Below are 22,271 nucleotides of genomic sequence, written 5' to 3' on the forward strand. Positions count from 1 at the left end.
TCCACAGTCTGTGCCATTTGTGACGCGGAGCGTCACGGGCGGCATGCCCACGCGGAGCGATGGGCACGATCAGTGTTGGAGCGGACTTGTGTATAACGATGAGCGCTCTGCGTGGGAATGCCTCCCAGGACGCTCCGCGTCCGCTCTTGAATGCGTTGCAGAGCGCCCTGTTCACGCCGGATCAGGCCTTCAGATCAAAGCTTCGGCAATTGCCCGATACGCCCCATCATTTCCGTCACGATCTGCAGGTCGAGCAGAAACTGCTCGGTGGTCTTGAACTCGCTGTCGGTGTGTCCGGTGTATTTGGCTTCGGGCATGGCCAAGCCGAACTGCACGCCATTGGGCAGGTTGTGGACCGAGGTGGCGCCCGCCGAGGTGCCGAACGTGTGAGGCATGCCCAGGTTTTCAGTAGAGACGGCCAGCAGAGCCTTGACCCACTCACCCTCAGGGTTGCGGTACATCGGCTCGGCGACGGAGTAATCGAATGCAGGCGCAATCTTGCTCTGCTTGCTCCATGCCGTCAGCTTTTCGGCGATCTCGGCCTTGAGCTTCTCGGGTGATTTGCCTTTCGGCACTCGCAGGTTCACCGCCAGTTTGAAGGTCTTCGCATCCATCCCCACGAAGGTCAGGGAAGCGGTCAGCGGGCCCATGAACTCGTCCGAGAAACCGACACCCAGTTTGCTGCCCAGATAATCCAGACCCCAGTTGTCAGCCGCGTATTGGGCCGCGTCGGTGATGTGGTTGTGTTTCAACTCAACCTTGCCGTCGAGGCTGTTGATGAAGTCGAGCATTCGGGCCACCGGGTTGACGCCCGATGCAGGATCGGACGAGTGGGCCGATACGCCGGTTACGGTCAGCTTAACGTCCTTGCCCTCGACCGCCGCGTCCACCTTGAAGTCGCCACCGTTGCGCTTCGCGTACTCGGCACCCGCCTTTTGCAGCTCAGCGGCCAGTTCTGCGGGTTTGTCCGTCACCAGCGTGGCGACCGATTTCGATGGAATCTGATTGGTCGCCGCGCCGCCGGTCAAGGAGGTGATTTCGGCGCCCTTGCCCTCACCCTTACGCACAGGGAAATTCGCCATCACCGTGCCGTAACCTTTCTCGGCGATCACCACCGGGTAGCCGCCGTCCAGCGCCAGGTTGTAGTTCGGCGTCGGGTTGCGCTCGAAGTAGTACGGAATCGCGTCGCCGGAGGTCTCTTCGGTGGTGTCGATCAGCAGTTTGAAGTTTCGAGCCAGCGGCAGCTTTTCTTCCTTGATGACTTTCATGGCGTACATCGCAACCACGATGCCGTTCTTGTCATCCTCGGTACCACGACCGTACATGCGGTCGCCAATCAGCGTGACCTTGAAAGGGTCCAGTTTGGTGCCGTCTGGCAGTACCCAGTTTGCCGGCGTGACAGGCACGACATCGGCATGGGCATGAATGCCGACCACTTCATCACCTGCCCCCTCAAGAGACACTTCGTAGACTCGATTGTCGATGTTGCGGAAGGTGAGGTTGAACGACTCGGCGAGCGTCTTGAGCTTCTCGGCGATCTTGATGAACTCGGGGTTGTCGTGCTGGGCGACGCCTTCCACCGCGAAGGTCGGAATGGCGACCAGTTCACGCAAGGTTTCATTCGCTGCGCTGCCGTATTTCACGCGGGCGTAAATACCCAACAGCCGATGGATTTCGTTTTGCTGTTCGGCTGTCAGGGTTTTGTTGTCCAGGAAGGCGCTGATGGCCGGACCGAGGTTGTCGGATTTGGCGATGTCGCTCTTTGCAAGACTGCCCAGGAACTGCCTGAAGTCCTTGACCGATGCATCACTGAACGACTTGAGAATGGCAGCGCTCTGTTGCGGTGTGATAGCGGCCAGCGCCGCGGGTGTGAACGCTGAGAGGCTGGCGAGCATCAGGGTCGTAGCGGCCAGATGCTTGAGTGAAAGGTTCATGGGCAGAAGCACTCCTTTGCAGAGGGTGGTAAAGAAAACAAGGCGTTGAATACCTGATCGTCTGATAAGGCAGTCGCTCAAAATAACACCTCAGTGCCAGGATGCGAGAGCCCTGTTGCGCGAGCGGCCAATCGGTCCGGAATCGACGGGCTCCGCCTGTCCCGGGACGCAACCTGTTCACGAGACCGTCACACGATCGAAAACTACCGGTGTAACCTTGGCTACGACAGACATTCCGCACAGCCATCGTCGGCGCATTTTCCCGCAAACTCTTCAGGGTCACTTTCATGAAAATCAGTGTATTCGGTAGCGGCTATGTGGGACTGGTGCAGGCAGCGGTGCTTGCCGAGGTCGGTCATGACGTTCTGTGCATGGACATCGATCAGGCCAAGATCGACCAGCTCAGGCAGGGTCAGGTGCACATCTATGAGCCGGGGCTGTCCAACCTGGTGCGCGAAAACCTTGACCACAAGCGCCTGAATTTCACCAGCGACGAGCAAGCGGCGGTCGAGCATGCCGACGTATTGTTCATCGCTGTCGATACCCCTTCTTGCGAAGACGGATCGGCCAACCTGCACAACTTTTTTGCAGTGGGCGACAGCATTGCCCGGCACCGCAGCAAGCCGCTGATCATCGTGGAAAAATCCACGGTACCGGTGGGCAGTGGCGATGCGCTGCGAGCGCACATCGACAAGGCCTTGCGTCAGGCCGGACGCCTGCTGCAGTTCGATATCGTTTCCAACCCCGAATTTCTCAAGGAAGGCTCTGCGGTGAAGGATTGCCGCCGTCCGGACCGTATCGTCATCGGCTGCGAAAGCGAAGCGGTCAGAAAGGTCATGCGCGAGCTGTATGCACCGTTCAACCGCAATCATGACCGCATCATGTTCATGGACCTGCGCAGCGCCGAACTCACCAAATACGCGGCCAACTGCATGCTGGCGACCAAGATCAGCTTCATCAACCAGATTGCTGAACTGGCCGAGCATCTGGGCGCGGACGTCGAAGCGGTGCGGCTGGGGATCGGGGCCGACTCACGCATTGGTTACGACTTTATCTACCCCGGCTGCGGCTATGGCGGTTCGTGCTTCGGCAAAGACATCCGCGCACTGATACACAGCGCCCGCGAAGCGAATTGCTCCAACGACCTGCTCTGCGTGGTCGAAGCCATCAATGAGCGGCAGAAGAACAAGCTGTTCGAGCGGATCAATGCCTTCTACCGGGGAGATGTGCGCGGCAAGACCTTTGCCTTGTGGGGCCTGGCGTTCAAGCCCAACACTGACGACATGCGCGACGCGCCCAGCAGAACACTGATGGAAGCCCTATGGGCCGCGGGTGCAAGCGTGCGAGCGTTCGATCCTGAAGCCATGCAGGAAGCTCAGCGCATTTATGGCTATCGCAAGGACCTGTCGCTGATGGGCACACCGGAGGCGGCCCTCAATGACGCCGATGCGCTGATCATCTGCACCGAATGGCAGCAGTTCAAGGCACCCGACTTCGAACAGATTCAGCAGCGGCTCGGCGCTCCGGTGATTTTCGACGGGCGCAACCTATACGACATCGAACGCCTGTCAAAAAGCGGCTTTCATTATTTCCCCATAGGCCGTGGCGAGTCGTGCGAGTTGCCTGTCGCGCAGAAACAAGGGGGCGCGACGCCGACATTGCAGGCCCCCGGAAATCCAGAAGAGCTCGCGATACAAGCAACGGGATAAGCTCACGCATGAAGCCGGGCGTCCCATTCGGGCTGCGTGACACCCCGCGCCACCGCTTTCGACGTCAGCTCGAAAACAGTCAGGCCCGCCCCTTGAAACATCGCCTGGAAGCTGTCGAAATGGCGCACCGAGCCGCCTGACTCAGGGCCGAACGTATTGGCTGGCAGGTGATGTCTCAAGGAGCTTCAGTCGACATGGCAGAAGACGTTGTCGCGCGCTACATCCACTTCCACACACCCGACCCAAGACTCAGCCATCGCGAGCAGTCGGCAATGACCGCTGACGAATTGGTCGAGGCGCGCCGTCATGCGTTTATGCAAGGCCCTGGCTGGCTGACCCTTCTGTTCGTGCCCTTTCTGTTCGGCGCTACCCTGCCACCGGCCCTTTCCCTGGTGGGCCTGTATCTCTATAAAAGCGGGTTTGCCCAACGCTTTGATGTCGATGGAGCACTGTATGAGTACCGAAGCTGGATGTTGACTGCCAGTGCGCTCCTCGTGGTTGGCTGGTCCCTTTACAACATCGTGCGTGCACAGTACGACGCTACCTTGTGCTACTGGAAAACCATGCCCGACCTGGGGCGAGTGGACACCGAAGCGCACACGCTGGTATCGGCGATCAACCTCTGGTCACAGTGTTTCGATATTGATTACAACGACGTGCATGAGTGGGAGGGCGAGCGCCAGGTGACACGCTACAGCGACGCGTCACAGTGGCTGCTGGCAAAAACCACCACAGGCCAGTGGCTGGTGCTACGACACACTGTGCAGGGCGAAATCCTGGCGGGAGAACCCCAGGTGCCCGCTGCCGACATTCAGCTCCATCCCACGCGCGAGCTTGTGTTGGCTTTCGCACCACAGACCAATATCTGCCTGGGCAAGCGGTTTTCAGGCAGCGCCTTGCCTGTTGTGCAGTCCGACGTCTGGTTGACTCGCCAGGAAGAAAAATACCTGAGTGACATCGCCCATCACCGGGAGTTTTTTCACCCGCAGCGTTACGGCGTGGTGAGCCAGGAGGACGCCCGATGGCTCGATGGTCTGGTCCAAAGAACACAATACACTGTACAGCCGGTTGCCGACACGCATGCGTCATGAATCGCGCGTTGAACTCAGGCTTCTCGCCGTTTAGTGAACCGCGCCGTGAAGCCAGCCGAACTCTTCGGCTGGCAGGCGATGTCTTCAGGAGGCTCAGTACGCATGGCAGAAAGCGATAACGCGCGTTATAGCCGCTTCTACAAGCCAGACACAAGGCTCGGCCATCGCGAGCAGTCGGCGATGACTGCTGATGAACGGGCCGTGGTGCACGGCTACACGCAGCAGGTCAGTACCACCGGGATACTGATTATGTTCGTGTTCCTTTTACTCCTCGCGGCCCTGCTCTTGATGCCTGCTGATCTCGCTGCTCTCCTGATGTCCACGGATGACAGGCCGTTGCCCGATCACGAGAGGATCTGGATTTTGGACGTTGCCGGGGTCGTTCTGGCTTGCTGGGCGATTTACGGCATTGTCCACATCCAATACGGCGTGAAGGCGCGTTATTGGAAAACCATGCCCGATCAAGGATTGGTCGACCTGGAATCGCATACGCTGGTCTCAGCGATCAACCTGTGGTCGGCGAATATCGATTACGAGTCCTGCGTGGTGTATGAATGGGTCAACGGCGAACTCACCACGGTGCACTACACCGGTGTGTCGCAATGGTTGCTGGCAAAAACCACCACGGGCCAGTGGTTGATACTGCGACACGACATGAAGGGCGAAATGCTAAAGGGAAAACCCGAGGTTCCCCCTGTCGAACTTCATCTACAGCCCACTCAAAACCTCGCACTCGCCTTCGCGCCCCAGACCAATATTTGTCTGGGCAAGCGCTTCAGCGGCAAGAACTTGCCTGTCGCGCAGTCCGGCGTGTGGTTGCGCGAACAGGAATGGCTTTATCTAAGCAAAATTGCCAATCACTATGATTTTTTTTATCCGCAGCGTCATTGCCTGGTGAGTGAGGAAGATGGCCTATGGGTCGATGTGCTGGTCGAAAGAGCGCAGCGCAACGTGCCCTCGGTTGCCGACATGCACGCATCATGAAACCGCGCGCTAGCGACGGAACACTCACGATTTCTGAAGTAAACCCCGACGCCAGGAGCTTCAGTCGGCATGGCAGAAGACAGTTACACGCTCAATAAACGCTTTCACACGCCCGACCCCAGACTCAAGCAGCGCAAGCAGTCGGCAATGAGTGATCAGGAACTGGCAGAGGCGCGCCTCCATGCGGGTTCACGCCTTTCCAGCTGGCTGCAGATCCTGCTCGTGCCCGTCATATTTGGCAGCGTGCTGCCGTGCCTCTTGTTTCTGTTGAGCCTGATGGTTTACGCAAGCCTGTTTGCGTCGCACGTTGATATTGATCAGGCCATCGACGATTACATCGTGTGGGCACTCGCCGCCACACCGCTGTTCATGGGCGGCTGGGCGCTCTACAACACGTTGCGTGCCAGGCATGACGTGACCGAGCGTTACTGGAAAACCATGCCCGATGAGGGGCTGGTGGACACTGAGACGCATACGCTGACCTGGGCGATCAACCTGTGGTCGAGCTGTTACGACCCTGACGCCAGCACGATGCACCGCTGGATCGACGGCGAACTCAAGTCAGTGCCCGACAGCGGCATATCGCAGTGGCTTTTGGCAAAAAACACCACAGGTCAATGGCTGGTAGTACGGCATGCCATCCAGGGCACCATGCATCTTTTGAAAAAGCCCGACATACCGGCTGTAAACCTTCAGCTACAGCCCACTCAAGACCTCGTATTGACCTTCGCACCCCAGACCAATCTGTGTCTGAACAAGCGCTTTTCGGGCACTGCTCTGCCTGTCGTGCAGTCCGGTTTATGGCTGAGCCAGCACGAAGCCCTCCATCTGAGCGACATCGCCCATCACTGGCAATTTTTCTACCCGCAGCGCTACGGCCTGGTGAGTCAGGAAGACGCTCGGTGGGTCGATGATCTGGTCGATAGGGCCCAGCGCAACATGCTTGCGGTTGCCAGCGAAACAGTGAGTTGAGCGTGCGCTGGTGCGTATCGAGCGGGTGCTGGCGAAGGACTACAGCGTCCGCCTGCCCGGCGGCGGTCGCAGCACGCACTATCAGATCAAAGGGTCATCGCGATAACGGATTGCGCACTGCGTCCGTTGCGACTCATCGCAAGCACATGCGGAACCTCAAACGGCGCGAATAATATTTCTGGAACAGCCTGACCTCAACAAACCAGCCCCGTCTGGCGCTAAATGTGGCTTACTGGCAATCATCGCCATCCAATCAGGGACTTCTTCCCTACCCTCGCGGTCTTTTAACGCATGACGAATTCGCGCTCTGCTTATATACCTTCCTGGCTTCGCCCTGTTCTGCGTCCTTTGCTGGATCCGTACCGCCGTTATCGAAATGCGCGACTGATCCACGCGGCGCGGATTTCGGTGGGTTTGCTGGTGACCATTCTGCTGACCACCGGGCTCAATCTGCCCCATGGCGAGTGGGCGTCGGTAACGATGCTGATCGTGATTGGCGGTCTGCAGCACCACGGCAACATCGGCAAGAAATCGGTCGAGCGCGCCTACGGGACGCTGATCGGTGCGGGGCTGGGCCTGATGGTTGTGGTGCAGCAGGGTTATCTGGAAATACCGCTGCTGACTTACGCGATCATGTCGGTGCTGTGCGGTTTCTTTGCCTATCACGCTATCGGCAAGGGCGGTTATACCGCGCTGTTGTCGGCCATCACGCTGTTCATCGTCGCGGGCCATGGCTACAACCCGATCAGCGACGGGCTGTGGCGCACCGTGGATATTCTGATCGGTATCGCATTGGCGCTGGCGTTCTCCTTTGCCTTGCCGCTGTATGCTGTGTTTTCGTGGCGTTACAACCTGGCCAGCGGTCTGCGTGATTGCGCCAAGGTTTACGGACGGATCGTGCAGGGCCAGCCGGTGACGGCCGATGAGCATTTGAAGCTCACCGCCAAGCTCAATGTCACGATGCTGCAACTGCGCTCGCTGCTGCCGTCGGTGTCCAAGGAAGTGAAGATGTCCATGGTCGAGCTGGACGCCATTCAGGGACACTTCCGCATGTGCCTGAGCACGCTGGAAATCCTCGCCAACATTCGCCCGGCCAATCTGGACCAGATAGCGGGAGAATCGTTGAAGGCATCGCTGGATACCGAGTACCGGCAGGTCCGTCGTCAGTTGATCGGCATGGCCCGAGCGCTACAGACCGGCGCGACCGACCGGCTGGCGCGCTCTTCGGAAGCGAATCCTGCGAAACCCGAAGTTCCCGCTGAGTTGGTGGGCTATCAACTGATGACTCAGCAACTGGCGCACAACCTGGACGGTCTGCAGGCGCGTCTGGCCAAGACAGCCAGACGTTGGAAGTTCTGATGCAGCGCTGACTTACTGCAAACTTACGGCTGTGGGAGGCCTCCCGCAAAAAGTGTTTAGTCAGTAGCCTATGTTTTTGATGGAGAGTCCCGTGTCCACTTCCAACCCGCCAGTACTGGACGAAATCGACCGGAAGCTGATTGCAGCCCTGCAGATCAATGCCCGCGAAAGTGTCGCGACGCTGGCCCGCCAGCTCGGCATTGCGCGGACCACGGTCACGTCGCGTCTGGCCCGGCTGGAGAGTACCAAAGTGATCACCGGCTACGGCGTGCGTCTCGGCCAGCGGGTGGTCGATGGCGGTTTGCAGGCGTATGTCGGCATCACTGTGCAACCGCGTTCGGGCAAGGAAGTGCTGCGTCGGCTGAGTGCGCTGGCGCAGGTGCAACAGCTGTGCGCGGTCAGCGGCGAGTTCGATTACGTGGCCTGGCTGCGCACCGACTCACCCGAGCAGCTGGACGAACTGCTGGACCTGATCGGCAGCGTAGATGGCGTGGAAAAGACCACCACCTCGATCATCCTCAGCAGCAAGATCGACCGGGGCCAACCGGTCTGATACTGATCAAAATGACACAAGCCCACTCAAAACAACGTCCAGCTTCGTCACTTTGCACAAACAAACATCATATCGACGACACTTTGCGTCTTATTAACGTGCGCGAGCTTATCTAGACTGTTGTTTTTCGCCGTTGCCCACCAAGGTCAGTCATGAAAAACAATCGTCACCCCGCCAACGGCAAGAAGCCGATCACTATGTTTGGTCCCGATTTTCCGTTTGCCTTCGATGAGTGGATCGAGCACCCGAAAGGTCTGGGCAGCATCCCCAAGGAACAGCATGGCGCGGAAGTGGCGATCATCGGTGCCGGTATCGCCGGGCTGGTAGCGGCTTACGAGCTGATGAAGATGGGCCTGAAACCGGTGGTCTACGAAGCGTCCAAGATGGGCGGACGGCTGCGCTCGCAGGAATTCGAAGGTGCCAAGGGCATCGTCGCCGAGCTGGGTGGCATGCGCTTTCCGGTGTCATCGACAGCCTTCTTTCATTACGTCGACAAGCTGGGCCTTGAGTCCAGACCCTTCCCCAATCCGCTGACGGCGGCCTCGGGCAGTACGGTCATCGATCTGGAAGGCACCACCTATTACGCACAGATGCTGTCGGACTTGCCTGCGCTGTTTCAGGAAGTCGCCGACGCCTGGGCCGACGCGCTGGAAAGCGGCTCGCAGTTTGCCGACATTCAGCAGGCGATTCGTGACCGCGATGTGCCGCGCCTCAAGGAGCTGTGGAACAAGCTCGTCCCGCTGTGGGACGACCGCACGTTCTATGACTTCGTCGCGACGTCCAAAGCGTTCGCCAAACTGTCGTTCTACCACCGCGAAGTGTTCGGCCAGGTCGGTTTCGGCACCGGCGGCTGGGACTCGGACTTCCCCAACTCGATGCTGGAAATCTTTCGCGTGGTCATGACCAACTGCGATGAACACCAGCATCTGATCGTCGGCGGCGTGCAGCAGGTGCCGGTCGGCCTGTGGAGCCATGTGCCCGACCATTGCGAGCACTGGCCCAAAGGCACCAGCCTGTCGTCCCTGCATCGTGGCGCACCCCGTCCCGGCGTGAAGCGCATCGCCCGCAGCGAAGACGGCAACCTGACCGTTACCGACAACTGGGGCGATACCCGCCAGTACGCTGCCGTGCTGACCACGTGCCAAAGCTGGTTGCTGACCACCCAGATCGAATGCGAGGAAACGCTGTTCTCGCAAAAGATGTGGATGGCGCTGGACCGCACGCGCTACATGCAGTCGTCGAAAACTTTCGTCATGGTCGACCGCCCGTTCTGGAAAGACAAGGACCCGGAAACCGGCCGCGACCTGATGAGCATGACCCTCACGGATCGCCTGACCCGTGGCACTTACCTGTTCGACAACGGCGACGACAAGCCCGGCGTGATCTGCCTGTCGTATTCGTGGATGAGCGACGCGCTGAAAATGCTTCCGCAGCCCATCGACAAACGCGTGAAGCTGGCACTGGATGCCCTGAAGAAGATCTATCCGAAAGTCGACATCGCGGCGCGCATCATCGGCGACCCGATCACCGTTTCGTGGGAAGCCGACCCGCACTTCCTCGGCGCGTTCAAGGGTGCGCTGCCCGGCCATTACCGCTATAACCAGCGCATGTACGCGCACTTCATGCAGCAGGACATGCCCGCCGAACAGCGCGGCATGTTCATCGCCGGTGATGACGTGTCGTGGACGCCCGCCTGGGTTGAAGGCGCGGTGCAGACTTCGCTGAATGCGGTGTGGGGCATCATGAATCACTTTGGCGGCAAGACTCACGCCGAAAACCCCGGACCCGGCGATGTGTTCAATGACATCGGCCCGATTGCGCTCGCCGACTGACAGAAGGAAACCCTCATGCGTGTCGCGTTGTATCAATGCGAGCCCTTGCCGCTGGACGTCAGCGGCAACCTGACTCGACTGGAACACCAGGCACGAGCGGCCGCCGCGCAAGGTGCGCAGGTGCTGGTCTGCCCGGAGATGTTTCTGACCGGCTACAACATCGGCGCAAAGGCCTGCGCCGAGCTGGCGCAAGCGCAGGACGGAGCTGCCGCGACGCGTATTGCAGAGTTTGCCCGGCAGTACGGGATTGCGATTCTGTACGGCTATCCGGAGCGCAGCGCCGAACAGCGTATCTACAACGCCGTGCAGTTGATCGACAGTCAGGGCGACCGAGTGGACAACTACCGCAAGACGCACCTGTTCAGCGATCTCGACAAGTTGATGTTCAGCGCAGGCGAGGATCTTTGCCCGGTGGTCGAGCTGAATGGCTGGCGACTCGGGATGCTGATCTGCTACGACGTGGAGTTTCCCGAAAACACCCGTCGCCTGGCGCTTGCCGGTGCCGAGTTGATTCTGGTGCCAACCGCCAACATGGCCCCCTTCGATTTCGTCTGCGACGTGACTGTGCGGGCGCGAGCGTTCGAAAATCATTGTTACGTGGCGTACGCCAATTACTGCGGCAGTGAGAGCAAGATTCGCTATTGCGGCCTGAGCAGCGTCTGCGCACCGGACGGCAGCCGGCCTGCGTTGGCAGGGCAGGATGAGGCGTTGCTGATCGCCGAGCTGGACCGGGCGCAGTTGACGCAGGCCAGAGTGGTAAATGACTACTTCAAGGATCGCAGGCCGGATTTGTACTCGGCACGGTAAGGCACCCTCGATCATGATGATCGTTCCTACGCTCCAGCGTGGGAACGCCTCTCAGGACGCTCCGCGTCCGTTCTTGAATGTGACGCAGAGCGTCGTGGGTTGCACGTCCAGGCTCCAGCGCTCGTCGTTACAAAGGTAATGCGTCGGCTCACTGAATCCGCAAGCTGTGCCATTTGTGACGCGGAGCGTCACGGGAGGCATGCCCACGCGGAGCGATGGGTACGATTAGTGTCGAAGCAGACTTATGTATAACGATGAGCGCGGAGCATGGGCACGATCGGGTTCGGATCTGTGCATGACACTCAGTACCTCGCGAAGCGGCCTGATTATCCGCTAGCATGACGCTCTGTTTCCCCAGCCCTTGCGACCCGCCATGCCCTCCCCGCACACGTCTGCCGTCGAACGCATCATCCTGACCAACGGCCTGAGCGTGGTGCTGTGCCATGCGCCACGGCTCAAGCGCTGCGCCGCTTCGTTGCGGATCGCGGCGGGCAGTCATGATGTGCCGCAGGCGTGGCCGGGGCTGGCGCATTTTCTGGAACACCTGTTCTTTCTGGGCACCGAGCGTTTCGCCAAGGAACAGAACCTGATGACCTTCGTGCAACGTCACGGCGGTCAGATCAACGCCAGCACCCGCGAACGCACCACCGACTTCTTCTTCGAACTGCCGCCCGCTGTTTTTGCCGACGGGCTGGAGCGGCTGTGCGACATGCTCGCTCATCCGCGCATGGCTGTTTCGGACCAATTGCGTGAACGCGAAGTGCTGCACGCCGAGTTCATTGCCTGGCGGGGTGATGCAAAGTCACGCCAGCAGAACCATCTGCTGGCATCAGTGAACCCGCAGCATCCATTGCGCGGTTTTCATGCAGGCAACCGCTACAGCCTGTCGGTGCCCAATCCCGCCTTTCAACAGGCGCTGAATGACTTCTACCAGCGCTTTTATCAGGCCGGGCAGATGACGCTGTGCCTGAGCGGGCCGCAGTCGCTGGCCGAACTCGAAAGGTTGGCAACGCGCTACGGAGCATTGTTCGCCAGCGGCCAGCGCATTGAGCAGCACGCTCCGCCGCCATTGGCTCAAAACGCTGCACATGCGCCGGATACCGAGTCCCGACATCTGCACCTGTTATTCGCCTGCGAAGGTTTGCCGGAAAAGGCTAATGAGGCCGCCGCATTCCTGTGCCATTGGATGAACGCTGCGAAGCCGGGCGGACTGGTGGCGACGTTGATCGGGCGCGGTCTGATCGATTCGCTGAAAACCGCGCCGCTCTATCAGTTCGGTGGGCAGTTGCTGCTGGATGTGACATTCGAGAAAAGCGCCTCAAGCACACTCACACCTTCGGAGGCGGCGTGTCTTTTGCTCGATTGGCTTTCGTTTTTCCAGCAGAACTGGCCCTCGCTCACAGAAGAATATCGGCGTATTCAGCAACGTCAGCTGCAATCCTGTGGCGCCTTGGCGCTGGCCCATCACTATTGCCGCGATCTTCCGGCAGAGCTGAGCGAGCAAGGCGCCAAAGCGTTGCGCAGGTTGCTGGATCAGCTTGGCCCCGAGGCGCTGATCAATCTTCCGACTGTGGATAACTCGACGCCTGAACACATTGTCTGGGACCTGCCTGCACCCAATCCGTTTTTACTGCCGGTTCCAGACGCCCAGCCTGTCGCAATCGAAGCGGCCGTATACTTGCGCTGGACATTGCAGCACCCGCAGCCCGCGCTCTGGCAACTGCTAAATGACAGCCTGAAAGACCTGATTGAAGACGCCCGACAGGCCGGCGTGACCCTGGCGTTCAGTGCTTACGGCACGTACTGGCAACTTGGACTGGTCGGACTTCCTGAGCCGTTTGCTGCAGTTATCGAACACTGTTTGCATCGATTGACGCATCCAGCCCCTGAAACGCTGGCCCGCTACGGACAAGCGGCAAGTGAACCGACGCTGATCCCGATTCGCCAGTTGCTCAAAAAACTGCCTGATCACTTTTTACACACACCGGCAGGACCAGAGACCGGCGATCTGCAGGGTGTCTGGGCCGCGTCAAGCTGGAGGAGCCTTGCCATAAAGCTGCCAGGCAGCTGCAAAACTCGCGTGAATGCAGCGCTGGCCAGCGCACCAGGCAGTCCGCAAGCACAGTTGCCAACGTCCAGGGCGAATCAGCCAGGCAAGCGCTGGCAAACGCAAGCGTCGCCGTCTTCGGAAAGCGCAGTCGTGCTGTTCTGCCCGGCACCCAGCGCATCGGCTGAGGATGAGGCTGCGTGGCGCATGCTTGCTCACCTCCTTCAAGCGCCCTTCTACCAAAGGCTGCGGGTCGAGTTGCAGCTGGGCTACGCGGTTTTCAGCGGCATCCGGCAGATCGACGGAACAACCGGACTGCTGTTGGGTGTCCAGTCACCGGTATGCGATGTCGATCTGCTGGTCGCGCATATCGAGGACTTTTTGAATGCCCTGCCTGAACTGATAGCCAACACCGATCTGCCTGAACAACGTCAGGCGTTGGGCGCGCAGCTGGACCCGTCGACGCTGCCCCACGAGCAGGCCGCCGAAGCGCGCTGGCAGGCACACCTCGCCGGGCACGCCGAAAGTCATACGGATTGCGTACGTGTCGCTCTGTCAAATCTGGATACACACTCGTTAAACGCGGCCGCGCGTCAGTTGAGCAACGCCAGCGCAGGCTGGCTCATCCTCGCCAATCGCCTGCCAGCCCCAGCCTGCAAGGATCTTTACCTGAACGGTAACGGTCTTTCGTAGAGATTTGGCCCCTCCGGGATTGTTAAATTGAGTAAGATAGCTCCCTAAGCATCTGAACGTATGGCGTTACCCGTGCACTAAGATGTAGTCACCAACCGTAGCATTATCTGAAGGAGCTTTCCCATGTCGTGGACTAAACCTGCTTACACTGATTTGCGCATCGGTTTCGAAGTCACCATGTACTTCGCAAGCCGCTGATTCCAGTGCGCTGTAAAGCCTCGGTTCGCCGGGGCTTTTTTTATTGTCGGGCTGCTTTTGTTTTTTGTTTCGGGTCATGTGGTAGGGAGCTGACATGTACATCCAGATTCTAGGTTCCGCTGCCGGTGGTGGTTTTCCCCAGTGGAATTGCAACTGCGTCAACTGCGCAGGGTTTCGCGACGGCAGCCTGCGGGCGCAGGCGCGTACTCAGTCGTCCATCGCGCTGTCCGACGATGGCGTGAACTGGGTGCTGTGCAACGCTTCGCCGGATATTCGCGCTCAACTGCAAAGCTTCGCACCGATGCAACCGGGCCGCGCGCTGCGTGACACCGGGATCAGCGCCATCGTGTTGATGGACAGCCAGATCGACCATACCACGGGCCTGTTGAGCCTGCGCGAAGGCTGCCCGCATCAGGTGTGGTGTACCGACATGGTTCACGAAGACCTCAGCACCGGCTTTCCACTGTTTGAAATGCTCAAGCACTGGAACGGTGGTTTGGACTGGAACCGCATCGAGCTGCAGGGCAGCTTCGTGATCCCGGCCTGTCCGAACCTGCGCTTCACGCCATTCCCGCTGCGCAGCGCCGCTCCGCCCTACTCGCCGCACCGTTTCGACCCGCACCCGGGCGACAACATCGGTTTGCTGGTGGAAGACACCCGCACCGGCGGCAAGCTGTTCTATGCACCGGGCCTGGGCAAGGTCGATGAAGCACTGGCCGAGAAGATGCGCGACGCCGACTGCCTGCTGGTCGACGGCACGATGTGGGACGACGACGAGATGCAGCGCCGTGGCGTGGGCACTCGCACCGGCCGGGAAATGGGCCATCTGGCCCAGAACGGTCCCGGCGGCATGCTTGAAGTGCTGGAAGGTTTCCCGACCCAGCGTAAGGTGCTTATCCACATCAACAACACCAACCCGATCCTCGACGAAGACTCTCCCGAGCGCGCCGAGTTGGTCCGCCGCAACGTCGAAGTTGCCTTCGATGGCATGAGTATCGAGCTTTAGGAGCCGACATGAGCGAAGCCACTGCGCTGTCCCCCGCCGAATTCGAGCAGGCCCTGCGGGCCAAGGGCGCGTACTACCACATCTACCATCCCTATCATGTGGCGATGTACGAAGGCCGCGCGACTCGCGAGCAGATTCAGGGCTGGGTCGCCAACCGTTTCTACTATCAGGTGAACATTCCGCTCAAGGACGCCGCGATTCTGGCCAACTGCCCGGACCGCGAGATTCGTCGCGAGTGGATTCAACGTCTGCTCGACCATGACGGCGCCCCCGGCGAAGACGGCGGCATCGAAGCCTGGCTGCGACTCGGTCAGGCAGTGGGTCTGGACCCGGATCAGCTGCGCTCGCAAGAGCTCGTGCTGCCGGGCGTGCGTTTTGCCGTCGATGCCTACGTGAACTTCGCCCGCCGCGCCAACTGGCAGGAAGCGGCCAGCAGCTCGCTGACCGAGCTGTTCGCGCCCCAGATACATCAGTCGCGCCTGGACAGCTGGCCTCAGCATTACCCGTGGATCGACCCGGCCGGCTACGAGTATTTCCGCACCCGCCTGGGCCAGGCACGTCGCGATGTGGAACACGGTCTCGCGATCACGCTGCAGCACTACACTACGTATGAAGGCCAGCAGCGCATGCTGGAGATCCTGCAGTTCAAGCTCGATATTCTGTGGAGCATGCTTGATGCGATGTCCATGGCGTATGAATTGAACCGCCCGCCCTACCACAGCGTCACAGACCAGAGGGTCTGGCATAAGGGAATCGCGCTATGAACGTTCATACTCACAAAGACAATTCGAACCCGGAACGCCTGGCATTTCGCAACAAGGTCCCCAAGTGGCGTCAAGGCTACCGCTTCCAGTTCGAGCCTGCCCAGAACGGCAATGTGCTGCTGTACCCCGAAGGCATGATCAAGCTCAATGAAAGTGCCGGCTGGATTGGCGGGCTGATCGATGGACAGCGAACGGTCGCTGCCATCATTCAAGAACTGGAACACAAATTCCCCAACGTTCCCGAGCTGGGCATGGACGTCGATGACTTCATGAAGGTCGCCCAGGAAAAACACTGGATCACTCTTGACTGACATGACACTCGCAACCTCCAGCCCACTGATACCGCCCAGGCCGGAAACCGGCCTGCCGCTGTGGTTGCTGGCCGAACTGACCTACCGCTGCCCGCTGCAATGCCCGTATTGCTCGAACCCGCTCGACTTCGCAAAACAGGGTCAGGAGCTGACCACCGAGCAGTGGTTCAAAGTGATGCAGGAAGCCCGGCAGATGGGTGCGGCACAAATCGGCTTTTCCGGCGGAGAACCGCTGGTGCGTCAGGACCTGGCCGAACTGATCGCCGAAGCGCGACGTCTGGGTTACTACACCAACCTGATCACCTCTGGAATCGGCCTGACCGAAGAGAAAATCATCGCGTTCAAGGAAGCCGGTCTGGACCATATCCAGATCAGCTTTCAGGCCAGCGACGAGCAAGTGAACAACATGCTCGCCGGCTCGAAAAAAGCTTTCGCGCAGAAGCTGGAAATGGCCCGTGCCGTGAAGAAGCACGGCTACCCGATGGTGCTGAACTTCGTGACCCATCGGCATAACATCGACAAAATCGACAAGATCATCGAACTCTGTCTGGCCCTTGAGGCGGATTTTGTCGAGCTGGCGACCTGTCAATTCTACGGCTGGGCGCACCTGAACCGCATCGGCCTGCTGCCGACCAAGGATCAACTGGTGCGCGCCGAAGCTGTCACCAATCAATACCGTGAACAGCTGGAAGCGGAAAATCATCCGTGCAAGCTGATCTTCGTCACCCCCGATTATTACGAAGAACGCCCCAAGGCCTGCATGAACGGCTGGGGCAGTATCTTCCTGACCGTGACGCCCGACGGCACCGCCCTGCCGTGCCACGGCGCGCGTCAGATGCCTATCCAGTTTCCCAACGTGCGCGAGCACAGCATGCAGCACATCTGGTATGACTCGTTCGGCTTCAACCGCTTTCGCGGTTATGACTGGATGCCAGAGCCCTGCCGGTCCTGCGACGAAAAGGAAAAGGACTTCGGCGGCTGCCGCTGCCAGGCTTTCATGCTGACCGGCGACGCTGCCAATGCGGATCCGGTGTGCAGCAAGTCCCAGCACCACGGAATGATCACGCAGGCTCGCGACGAATCCGAGACTGCCACCCAAACCATTGAAGAGCTGGCCTTCCGCAATGAACGAAACTCACGACTCATCGCCAAATCGTCCTGAGCCGCTTTCCGCAGCCCAGGCCGTCGCTGCAGGCGTGGACTTCGCCGAACTGGATGTCAGTTCGGCGGGCCTGTTCTGGAATGAATTCCGCCCTGAAGACGGCGCCTGCCGCATCTGGCAATGGTACGCGGGCGATAGCCGCTGCCTGACGCCCGACGGCTTCAGCGTGCGCAGCCGGGTATATGAGTACGGCGGAGGATCGTTCTGTCTGGCCGATGACGCGGTGGTGTTCGTCAACGAGCGCGATCAGCAGCTCTATCGCCAGCCACTGGACGGCAGTACGCCGGAGTCCTTGACCCAGGGCGATAAACGCTACGGCGGTGTATTCCATACCAATGGCCAGATCCTTGCCGTTGAAGAAGACCATAAAACCCACCGGCTGGTGAGCATCGATCTGGCTGACGGGCAACGTCGATTGCTGGCGGAAGGCGCGGACTTCTACGCCTCGCCAGTCGTCAGCGCCGATGGCAGGCGATTGGCCTGGGTTGAGTGGCAGCGCCCACACCAGCCATGGACCGTCACGCGCCTCATGTGCGCAGCCAGGCAGGATGACGGCAGTTGGGGTAATGCGCTGTGCATCGCGGGCGATGACGCAGAAGAATCCTTGCAGCAGCCACGCTTCGATGCGCAGGGCCGTTTGTACTGCCTGACTGACCGGGCCGCGTTTTGGCAGCCGTGGACTGAGTCCGCGTCTGGCTTCGTTCCCTTGAAAGCGGCGGCAGCGGACCATTCGCCAGCACCCTGGCAGTTGGGCGGTTGCACGTGGCTGCCGCTCAGCGATGGTTTTCTCGCCTGCTGGTCGCAGGAAGGCTCGGGCATTCTGGGCTTGAGCGACACCGAGGGTTCGGTGACTGACTTCAGCGCCGGTTACAGCCGCTTTCGCAGCCTGGCACTGGATGAGGAATATATTTATTGCATCGCCGCGTCGGCCGTCAGCACAGCGGCGGTACTGGCGATATCACGTGCCGACAAAAGCGTGCAGGTTGTGGCCGGCGGGACGTCGCCGCTGCCGCCCGAGCAGATCAGTCGTCCAGAGTCCTTGTGCTACCCGAGCGGTGATGCCGAGGCTTACGGATACTTCTACCCAGCCATGACCGATGCAGAAAAGCCGCCGCTGGTAGTGTTCATTCACGGCGGCCCGACCTCGGCGTGCTATCCGGTGCTCGACCCACGTATCCAGTACTGGACCCACAGGGGCTTCGCCGTCGCCGACCTCAATTACCGTGGCAGCACGAGCTATGGTCGTGAGTACCGCCAGGCCCTGCACCTGACCTGGGGCGTGGCGGATGTCGAGGACGCCTGCGCAGTCGTTGCCCATCTGGCCGACAGAGGCTTGATCGACGCGAATCAGGCGTTCATCCGTGGCGGCAGTGCCGGTGGCTACACTACGCTGTGCGCACTGGCGTTTCAGGATGTCTTTCGTGCGGGCGCAAGTCTGTATGGCGTCAGCGATCCGGTTGCTCTGGCAAGGGCAACCCACAAGTTCGAGGGGGATTACCTGGATTGGCTCATCGGCGACCCGGTTAAAGACCTTGAGCGCTACGAGGCGAGAACACCGCTGTTGCACGCTGACCGCATCAGCGTACCGGTGATCTTTTTCCAAGGAGAACTGGACGCGGTGGTGGTTCCGGCGCAGACCCGCGACATGCTCAAGGCTCTGCAGGACAAGGGCATCAAGGCCGAAGGACACTTTTACCCGGACGAATACCATGGCTTCCGCAAGGCGGCGAACCTGGCAGATGCACTGGAAAAGGAATGGCGTTTTTACCGGGATGTTCTGGACGGCGCCGTATGATCGTTCCCGCGCCGGGAACGATCAACCGCAGCACCTTGAAGCGCTGACTGCTTACTTACGCGAAACGATGATGTAGATCGCGTGGATGATGCCCGGGATGTAGCCGAACAGGGTCAGCAGGATATTGAGCCAGAAAGCGCCGCCCAGACCCACTTGCATGAACACGCCCACCGGAGGCAGCAGAATGGCGAAGATGATACGAATGATGTCCATGGAAAGCTCCTGAGTGATTGGCTCTGATTGGCCATACAGCTAATCGACCTTGGGCATCCATGAGGGTTCAACCCGCTCTGGCACGGCGCCAGTATTGTTGGGGGTAAATCGTTGGGTGAATTGCGCGAGAACCTGACACCGATCGTGTCCATCGCTCCGCGCTCATCGTTATACACAAATCCGCCTCAACACTGATCGTGCCTTCACTCCGCGTGGGCATGCATCCCGTGAGGCTCCGCGTCACAAATGGCACAGATTGCGGATTCATTGAGCCGAGCGCATGACGTGGATAATGCTGGAGCTTGTCCACGCATCTGCGCCACATTCGAGAGCGGACGCGGAGCGTCCTGAGCGGCATTCCCACGCGGAGCGTAGGAACGATCAGCGTAATCTCAAGCACGCCGATCATGCCCATGCCCATGCCCATGCTTGTACTCAGCGTTATACCCGAGTCTTGCTGCGACCACGGACTGTGGGAGGCGGCTTGCCGGCGATGCTTTTTCTGAAGCGACCTATCAGTACTGAACTGACGCCATCGCCGGCAAACCGCCTCCCACGAGGTATGCATTCAGTCAGTTACTTTCGTTTTGGCCCCTGTTTTGCATGTCTTGCGGACTTGTGTATAACGATGAGCGAAGAGAGTGGTAACGATCAACACTGGCGCTGGGCGGGGGATATAAAACACGCGCACAAAGAAAACCCCGCCGAAGCGAGGTTTTCCAGACTGTTTCCCTGACATCCCTTTCGTCCCACCATCCTGGCAGGCTTCCTTACGTGTCCCTGTTATGTTTGATTGCGCATCCTGCGCTACGTCCATGGATTTAGAGTAACTTTGGATCCGAATTAAAGGAAGAGGCCAAATGGCAGCACGGCGTGTAAGCAAATGCTTACACGCTGCTACTGTTTTAAAACTGTTCGGCATCCAGCAGGAACAACGACTCACTGCCAGCACGCACCGATGCGTTCAACGAATGAATACGCGGCAGCAGACGGGCGAAGTAGAAACGCGCCGTACCCAGCTTGCTGGCATAGAAGTCTTCCTGCGCTTCCTTGCCCACGGCGGCCTTGGCCATCATCGCCCACATGTAGGCATACGCCGTGTAACCGAACAGATGCAGATACTCCACAGAAGCCGCACCGATCTCATTTGGGTTGCTGCGCGAACGGTCCAGCACCCAGTTGGTCAGCTCGTCCAGCATGTCCAGAGCTGACGCCAGCGGACGGGTGAACTCGCCAAGCGAACTGTCCGAAGCGGCGATGAACTCGCGCACCTCATCCGAAAACAACTGGTAGAACGCGCCACCGGAACCGACGATCTTGCGGCCGACCAGGTCCAGCGCCTGAATACCGTTGGTGCCTTCGTAAATCTGGGTAATGCGCACGTCACGAACCAATTGTTCCTGGCCCCACTCGCGAATGTAGCCATGACCGCCGAATATCTGCTGGCCATGCACGGTGGTCTCCAGACCGACATCGCTGAGAAATGCCTTGGCGACCGGGGTCAACAGGGCAACCAGGTCATCGGCGCGCTTGCGATCCGTGTCGTTCTCGCTGAATTTGGCGATATCCAGTTGCAGGGCGACGTAGCTGGAAAACGCACGGCCACCCTCGTTGAATGCCTTCATGGTCAGCAGCATGCGCCGCACGTCAGGATGGACGATGATCGGATCAGCGGCCTTTTCCTTGTTCTGCGCACCGGTCGGCGCACGGCTTTGCAGGCGGTCGAGGGCGTATTCAACCGCGTTCTGGTACGAGCGCACGCCCGACGCCAGCCCCTGAATGCCGACACCCAGACGCTCGTAGTTCATCATGGTGAACATCGCCGCCAGCCCCTTGTTGGGCTCGCCGATCAGGTAGCCGACCGCGTCATCGAAGTTCATCACGCACGTGGCCGAAGCCTGAATACCCATCTTGTGCTCGATGGAGCCACAGCTCACGGTATTGCGCTCACCGATGCTGCCGTCGTCGCCGACCATGAACTTGGGCACCAGAAACAACGAAATGCCTTTCGGGCCTGCTGGCGCGTCCGGCAGCTTGGCGAGAACGAGATGAATGATGTTCTCGGTCAGGTCGTGCTCACCGCCGGTGATGAAAATCTTGCTGCCGGTGATCTTGTAGGAACCGTCAGTCTGCGGCTCGGCCCTGGTACGGATGATGCCCAGGTCGGTACCGGCGTGGGCTTCGGTCAGGCACATCGAACCGCACCAGACGCCCGAATACATGTTCGGCAGGTACTTGGCTTTCAGCGCTTCGGTGGCGTGGGTGTTGATCGACACACAGGCGCCGGACGTCAGCATCGGGTACAGACCGAATGCCAGACTGGCGGAGTTGAGCATTTCCTCGACCTGAGCCGAGACCACCTTGGGCATGCCCATGCCACCGAAATCAGGATTGCCACCAACGCCGACCCAGCCGCCTTCGGCGTAGGTGCGATAAGCTTCAGGGAAACCCGCTGGCGTGGTCACGACGGTGTCCTTCCAGTGACAGCCTTCCTCGTCACCATTGCGGCTCAGTGGCGCGATGGTCTTGCTGGTGACCTTGCCTGCTTCTTCAAGAATGGCATCGACTGTCTCGGCATCGACCGTTTCAGCCAGCGCCGGCAGTTGAGCCCAGAGTTTGGAAACCTCGAACACTTCATTGAGGACGAAGCGCATATCGCGCAGCGGCGCTTTGTAATCAGCCATGGCAAACCTCGTGAAAACGGAGCGAGAGACCTGTAAATGCTGATTCGTTCCGGTCGGAAATACGGATCAGCCGTCGATAGACACGAGTCTACCCGAACAACATTTCAGACACATAGGGTCGTGTCGTGACTATCAAGTCATAACAGGTCACTGGTCA

General features: G+C 59.5%; 18 protein-coding genes and 1 pseudogene. 15 read left to right on the forward strand and 4 right to left on the reverse strand.

The window, feature by feature from the left end; genetic code table 11:
* Positions 1 to 194: 194 nt before the first annotated feature.
* Positions 195 to 1,934 (reverse strand): dipeptidase, encoded by a 1,740-nt coding sequence (locus AC0IXS_RS12125; protein ID WP_057410598.1) that lies wholly within the window; start codon positions 1,932 to 1,934, stop codon positions 195 to 197.
* A 287-nt stretch (positions 1,935 to 2,221) separates the two neighbouring features.
* Between AC0IXS_RS12125 and AC0IXS_RS12130 the strand changes: the two genes are divergently transcribed.
* Entirely contained in the window at positions 2,222 to 3,643 is a 1,422-nt protein-coding gene (locus AC0IXS_RS12130) for a UDP-glucose dehydrogenase family protein (protein ID WP_163033468.1), read from the forward strand.
* A gap of 2 nt (positions 3,644 to 3,645) precedes the next feature.
* On the opposite strand, the gene AC0IXS_RS12135 is transcribed toward AC0IXS_RS12130, so the two are convergent.
* The gene (locus AC0IXS_RS12135; protein WP_191957489.1) at positions 3,646 to 3,822 is read right to left on the reverse strand and encodes a hypothetical protein; all 177 of its coding nucleotides are present in this window, start codon (positions 3,820 to 3,822) and stop codon (positions 3,646 to 3,648) included.
* Between the two features lie 15 nt (positions 3,823 to 3,837).
* On the opposite strand from AC0IXS_RS12135, the gene AC0IXS_RS12140 reads away from it, so the two are divergent.
* The 14 genes and pseudogenes from AC0IXS_RS12140 to AC0IXS_RS12205 all read left to right on the forward strand — a co-directional run bounded on the left by AC0IXS_RS12140 (position 3,838) and on the right by AC0IXS_RS12205 (position 19,217).
* On the forward strand, positions 3,838 to 4,734 hold the full coding sequence (locus tag AC0IXS_RS12140; RefSeq protein WP_471824709.1) for a hypothetical protein: 897 nt from the start codon (positions 3,838 to 3,840) through the stop codon (positions 4,732 to 4,734).
* 102 nt (positions 4,735 to 4,836) lie between these two features.
* The gene (locus AC0IXS_RS12145) at positions 4,837 to 5,718 is read left to right on the forward strand and encodes a hypothetical protein (RefSeq protein WP_122668086.1); all 882 of its coding nucleotides are present in this window, start codon (positions 4,837 to 4,839) and stop codon (positions 5,716 to 5,718) included.
* A gap of 69 nt (positions 5,719 to 5,787) precedes the next feature.
* Positions 5,788 to 6,690 carry a hypothetical protein gene (locus tag AC0IXS_RS12150; protein WP_057410602.1) on the forward strand — a complete coding sequence of 301 codons (903 nt, stop codon included), beginning with the start codon at positions 5,788 to 5,790 and terminating at the stop codon, positions 6,688 to 6,690.
* Positions 6,691 to 6,981: 291 nt separating this feature from the next.
* A complete protein-coding gene (locus AC0IXS_RS12155; RefSeq protein WP_471824711.1) occupies positions 6,982 to 8,049 on the forward strand; it encodes an FUSC family protein in 1,068 nt (355 codons plus the stop codon).
* Positions 8,050 to 8,140: 91 nt separating this feature from the next.
* Positions 8,141 to 8,602, forward strand: a complete 462-nt coding sequence (locus AC0IXS_RS12160) for an Lrp/AsnC family transcriptional regulator (RefSeq protein ID WP_122572932.1) — start codon at positions 8,141 to 8,143, stop codon at positions 8,600 to 8,602.
* Between the two features lie 152 nt (positions 8,603 to 8,754).
* A complete protein-coding gene (locus AC0IXS_RS12165; RefSeq protein WP_004880091.1) occupies positions 8,755 to 10,434 on the forward strand; it encodes a flavin monoamine oxidase family protein in 1,680 nt (559 codons plus the stop codon).
* 15 nt (positions 10,435 to 10,449) lie between these two features.
* Positions 10,450 to 11,241, forward strand: coding sequence for a carbon-nitrogen hydrolase family protein (locus tag AC0IXS_RS12170; RefSeq protein WP_471824714.1), 792 nt, complete (start codon positions 10,450 to 10,452; stop codon positions 11,239 to 11,241).
* A gap of 373 nt (positions 11,242 to 11,614) precedes the next feature.
* Positions 11,615 to 13,968, forward strand: a pseudogene (gene pqqF, locus AC0IXS_RS12175) (pyrroloquinoline quinone biosynthesis protein PqqF).
* Between the two features lie 136 nt (positions 13,969 to 14,104).
* Positions 14,105 to 14,179 (forward strand): pyrroloquinoline quinone precursor peptide PqqA, encoded by a 75-nt coding sequence (pqqA, locus tag AC0IXS_RS12180; RefSeq protein ID WP_003422658.1) that lies wholly within the window; start codon positions 14,105 to 14,107, stop codon positions 14,177 to 14,179.
* Between the two features lie 94 nt (positions 14,180 to 14,273).
* Positions 14,274 to 15,185, forward strand: coding sequence for a pyrroloquinoline quinone biosynthesis protein PqqB (pqqB, locus tag AC0IXS_RS12185; RefSeq protein ID WP_043305504.1), 912 nt, complete (start codon positions 14,274 to 14,276; stop codon positions 15,183 to 15,185).
* Positions 15,186 to 15,193: 8 nt separating this feature from the next.
* Positions 15,194 to 15,949 (forward strand): pyrroloquinoline-quinone synthase PqqC, encoded by a 756-nt coding sequence (gene pqqC, locus AC0IXS_RS12190; protein ID WP_004880097.1) that lies wholly within the window; start codon positions 15,194 to 15,196, stop codon positions 15,947 to 15,949.
* Positions 15,946 to 16,260, forward strand: a complete 315-nt coding sequence (pqqD, locus tag AC0IXS_RS12195; RefSeq protein ID WP_471824717.1) for a pyrroloquinoline quinone biosynthesis peptide chaperone PqqD — start codon at positions 15,946 to 15,948, stop codon at positions 16,258 to 16,260. The genes pqqC and pqqD overlap by 4 nt, the downstream gene beginning before the upstream one ends.
* Position 16,261: 1 nt before the next feature.
* Positions 16,262 to 17,422 (forward strand): pyrroloquinoline quinone biosynthesis protein PqqE, encoded by a 1,161-nt coding sequence (gene pqqE, locus AC0IXS_RS12200; protein WP_370454403.1) that lies wholly within the window; start codon positions 16,262 to 16,264, stop codon positions 17,420 to 17,422.
* On the forward strand, positions 17,385 to 19,217 hold the full coding sequence (locus AC0IXS_RS12205; protein WP_122668093.1) for a S9 family peptidase: 1,833 nt from the start codon (positions 17,385 to 17,387) through the stop codon (positions 19,215 to 19,217). The genes pqqE and AC0IXS_RS12205 overlap by 38 nt, the downstream gene beginning before the upstream one ends.
* Positions 19,218 to 19,268: 51 nt before the next feature.
* Here the strand turns inward: AC0IXS_RS12205 and AC0IXS_RS12210 are convergent, their stop codons facing one another.
* The gene (locus AC0IXS_RS12210) at positions 19,269 to 19,430 is read right to left on the reverse strand and encodes a YqaE/Pmp3 family membrane protein (protein ID WP_004880105.1); all 162 of its coding nucleotides are present in this window, start codon (positions 19,428 to 19,430) and stop codon (positions 19,269 to 19,271) included.
* A gap of 905 nt (positions 19,431 to 20,335) precedes the next feature.
* A complete protein-coding gene (locus AC0IXS_RS12215; RefSeq protein ID WP_057409252.1) occupies positions 20,336 to 22,114 on the reverse strand; it encodes an acyl-CoA dehydrogenase C-terminal domain-containing protein in 1,779 nt (592 codons plus the stop codon).
* Positions 22,115 to 22,271 lie beyond the last annotated feature (157 nt).

This window comes from Pseudomonas sp. AC016 (genome assembly GCF_979253365.1).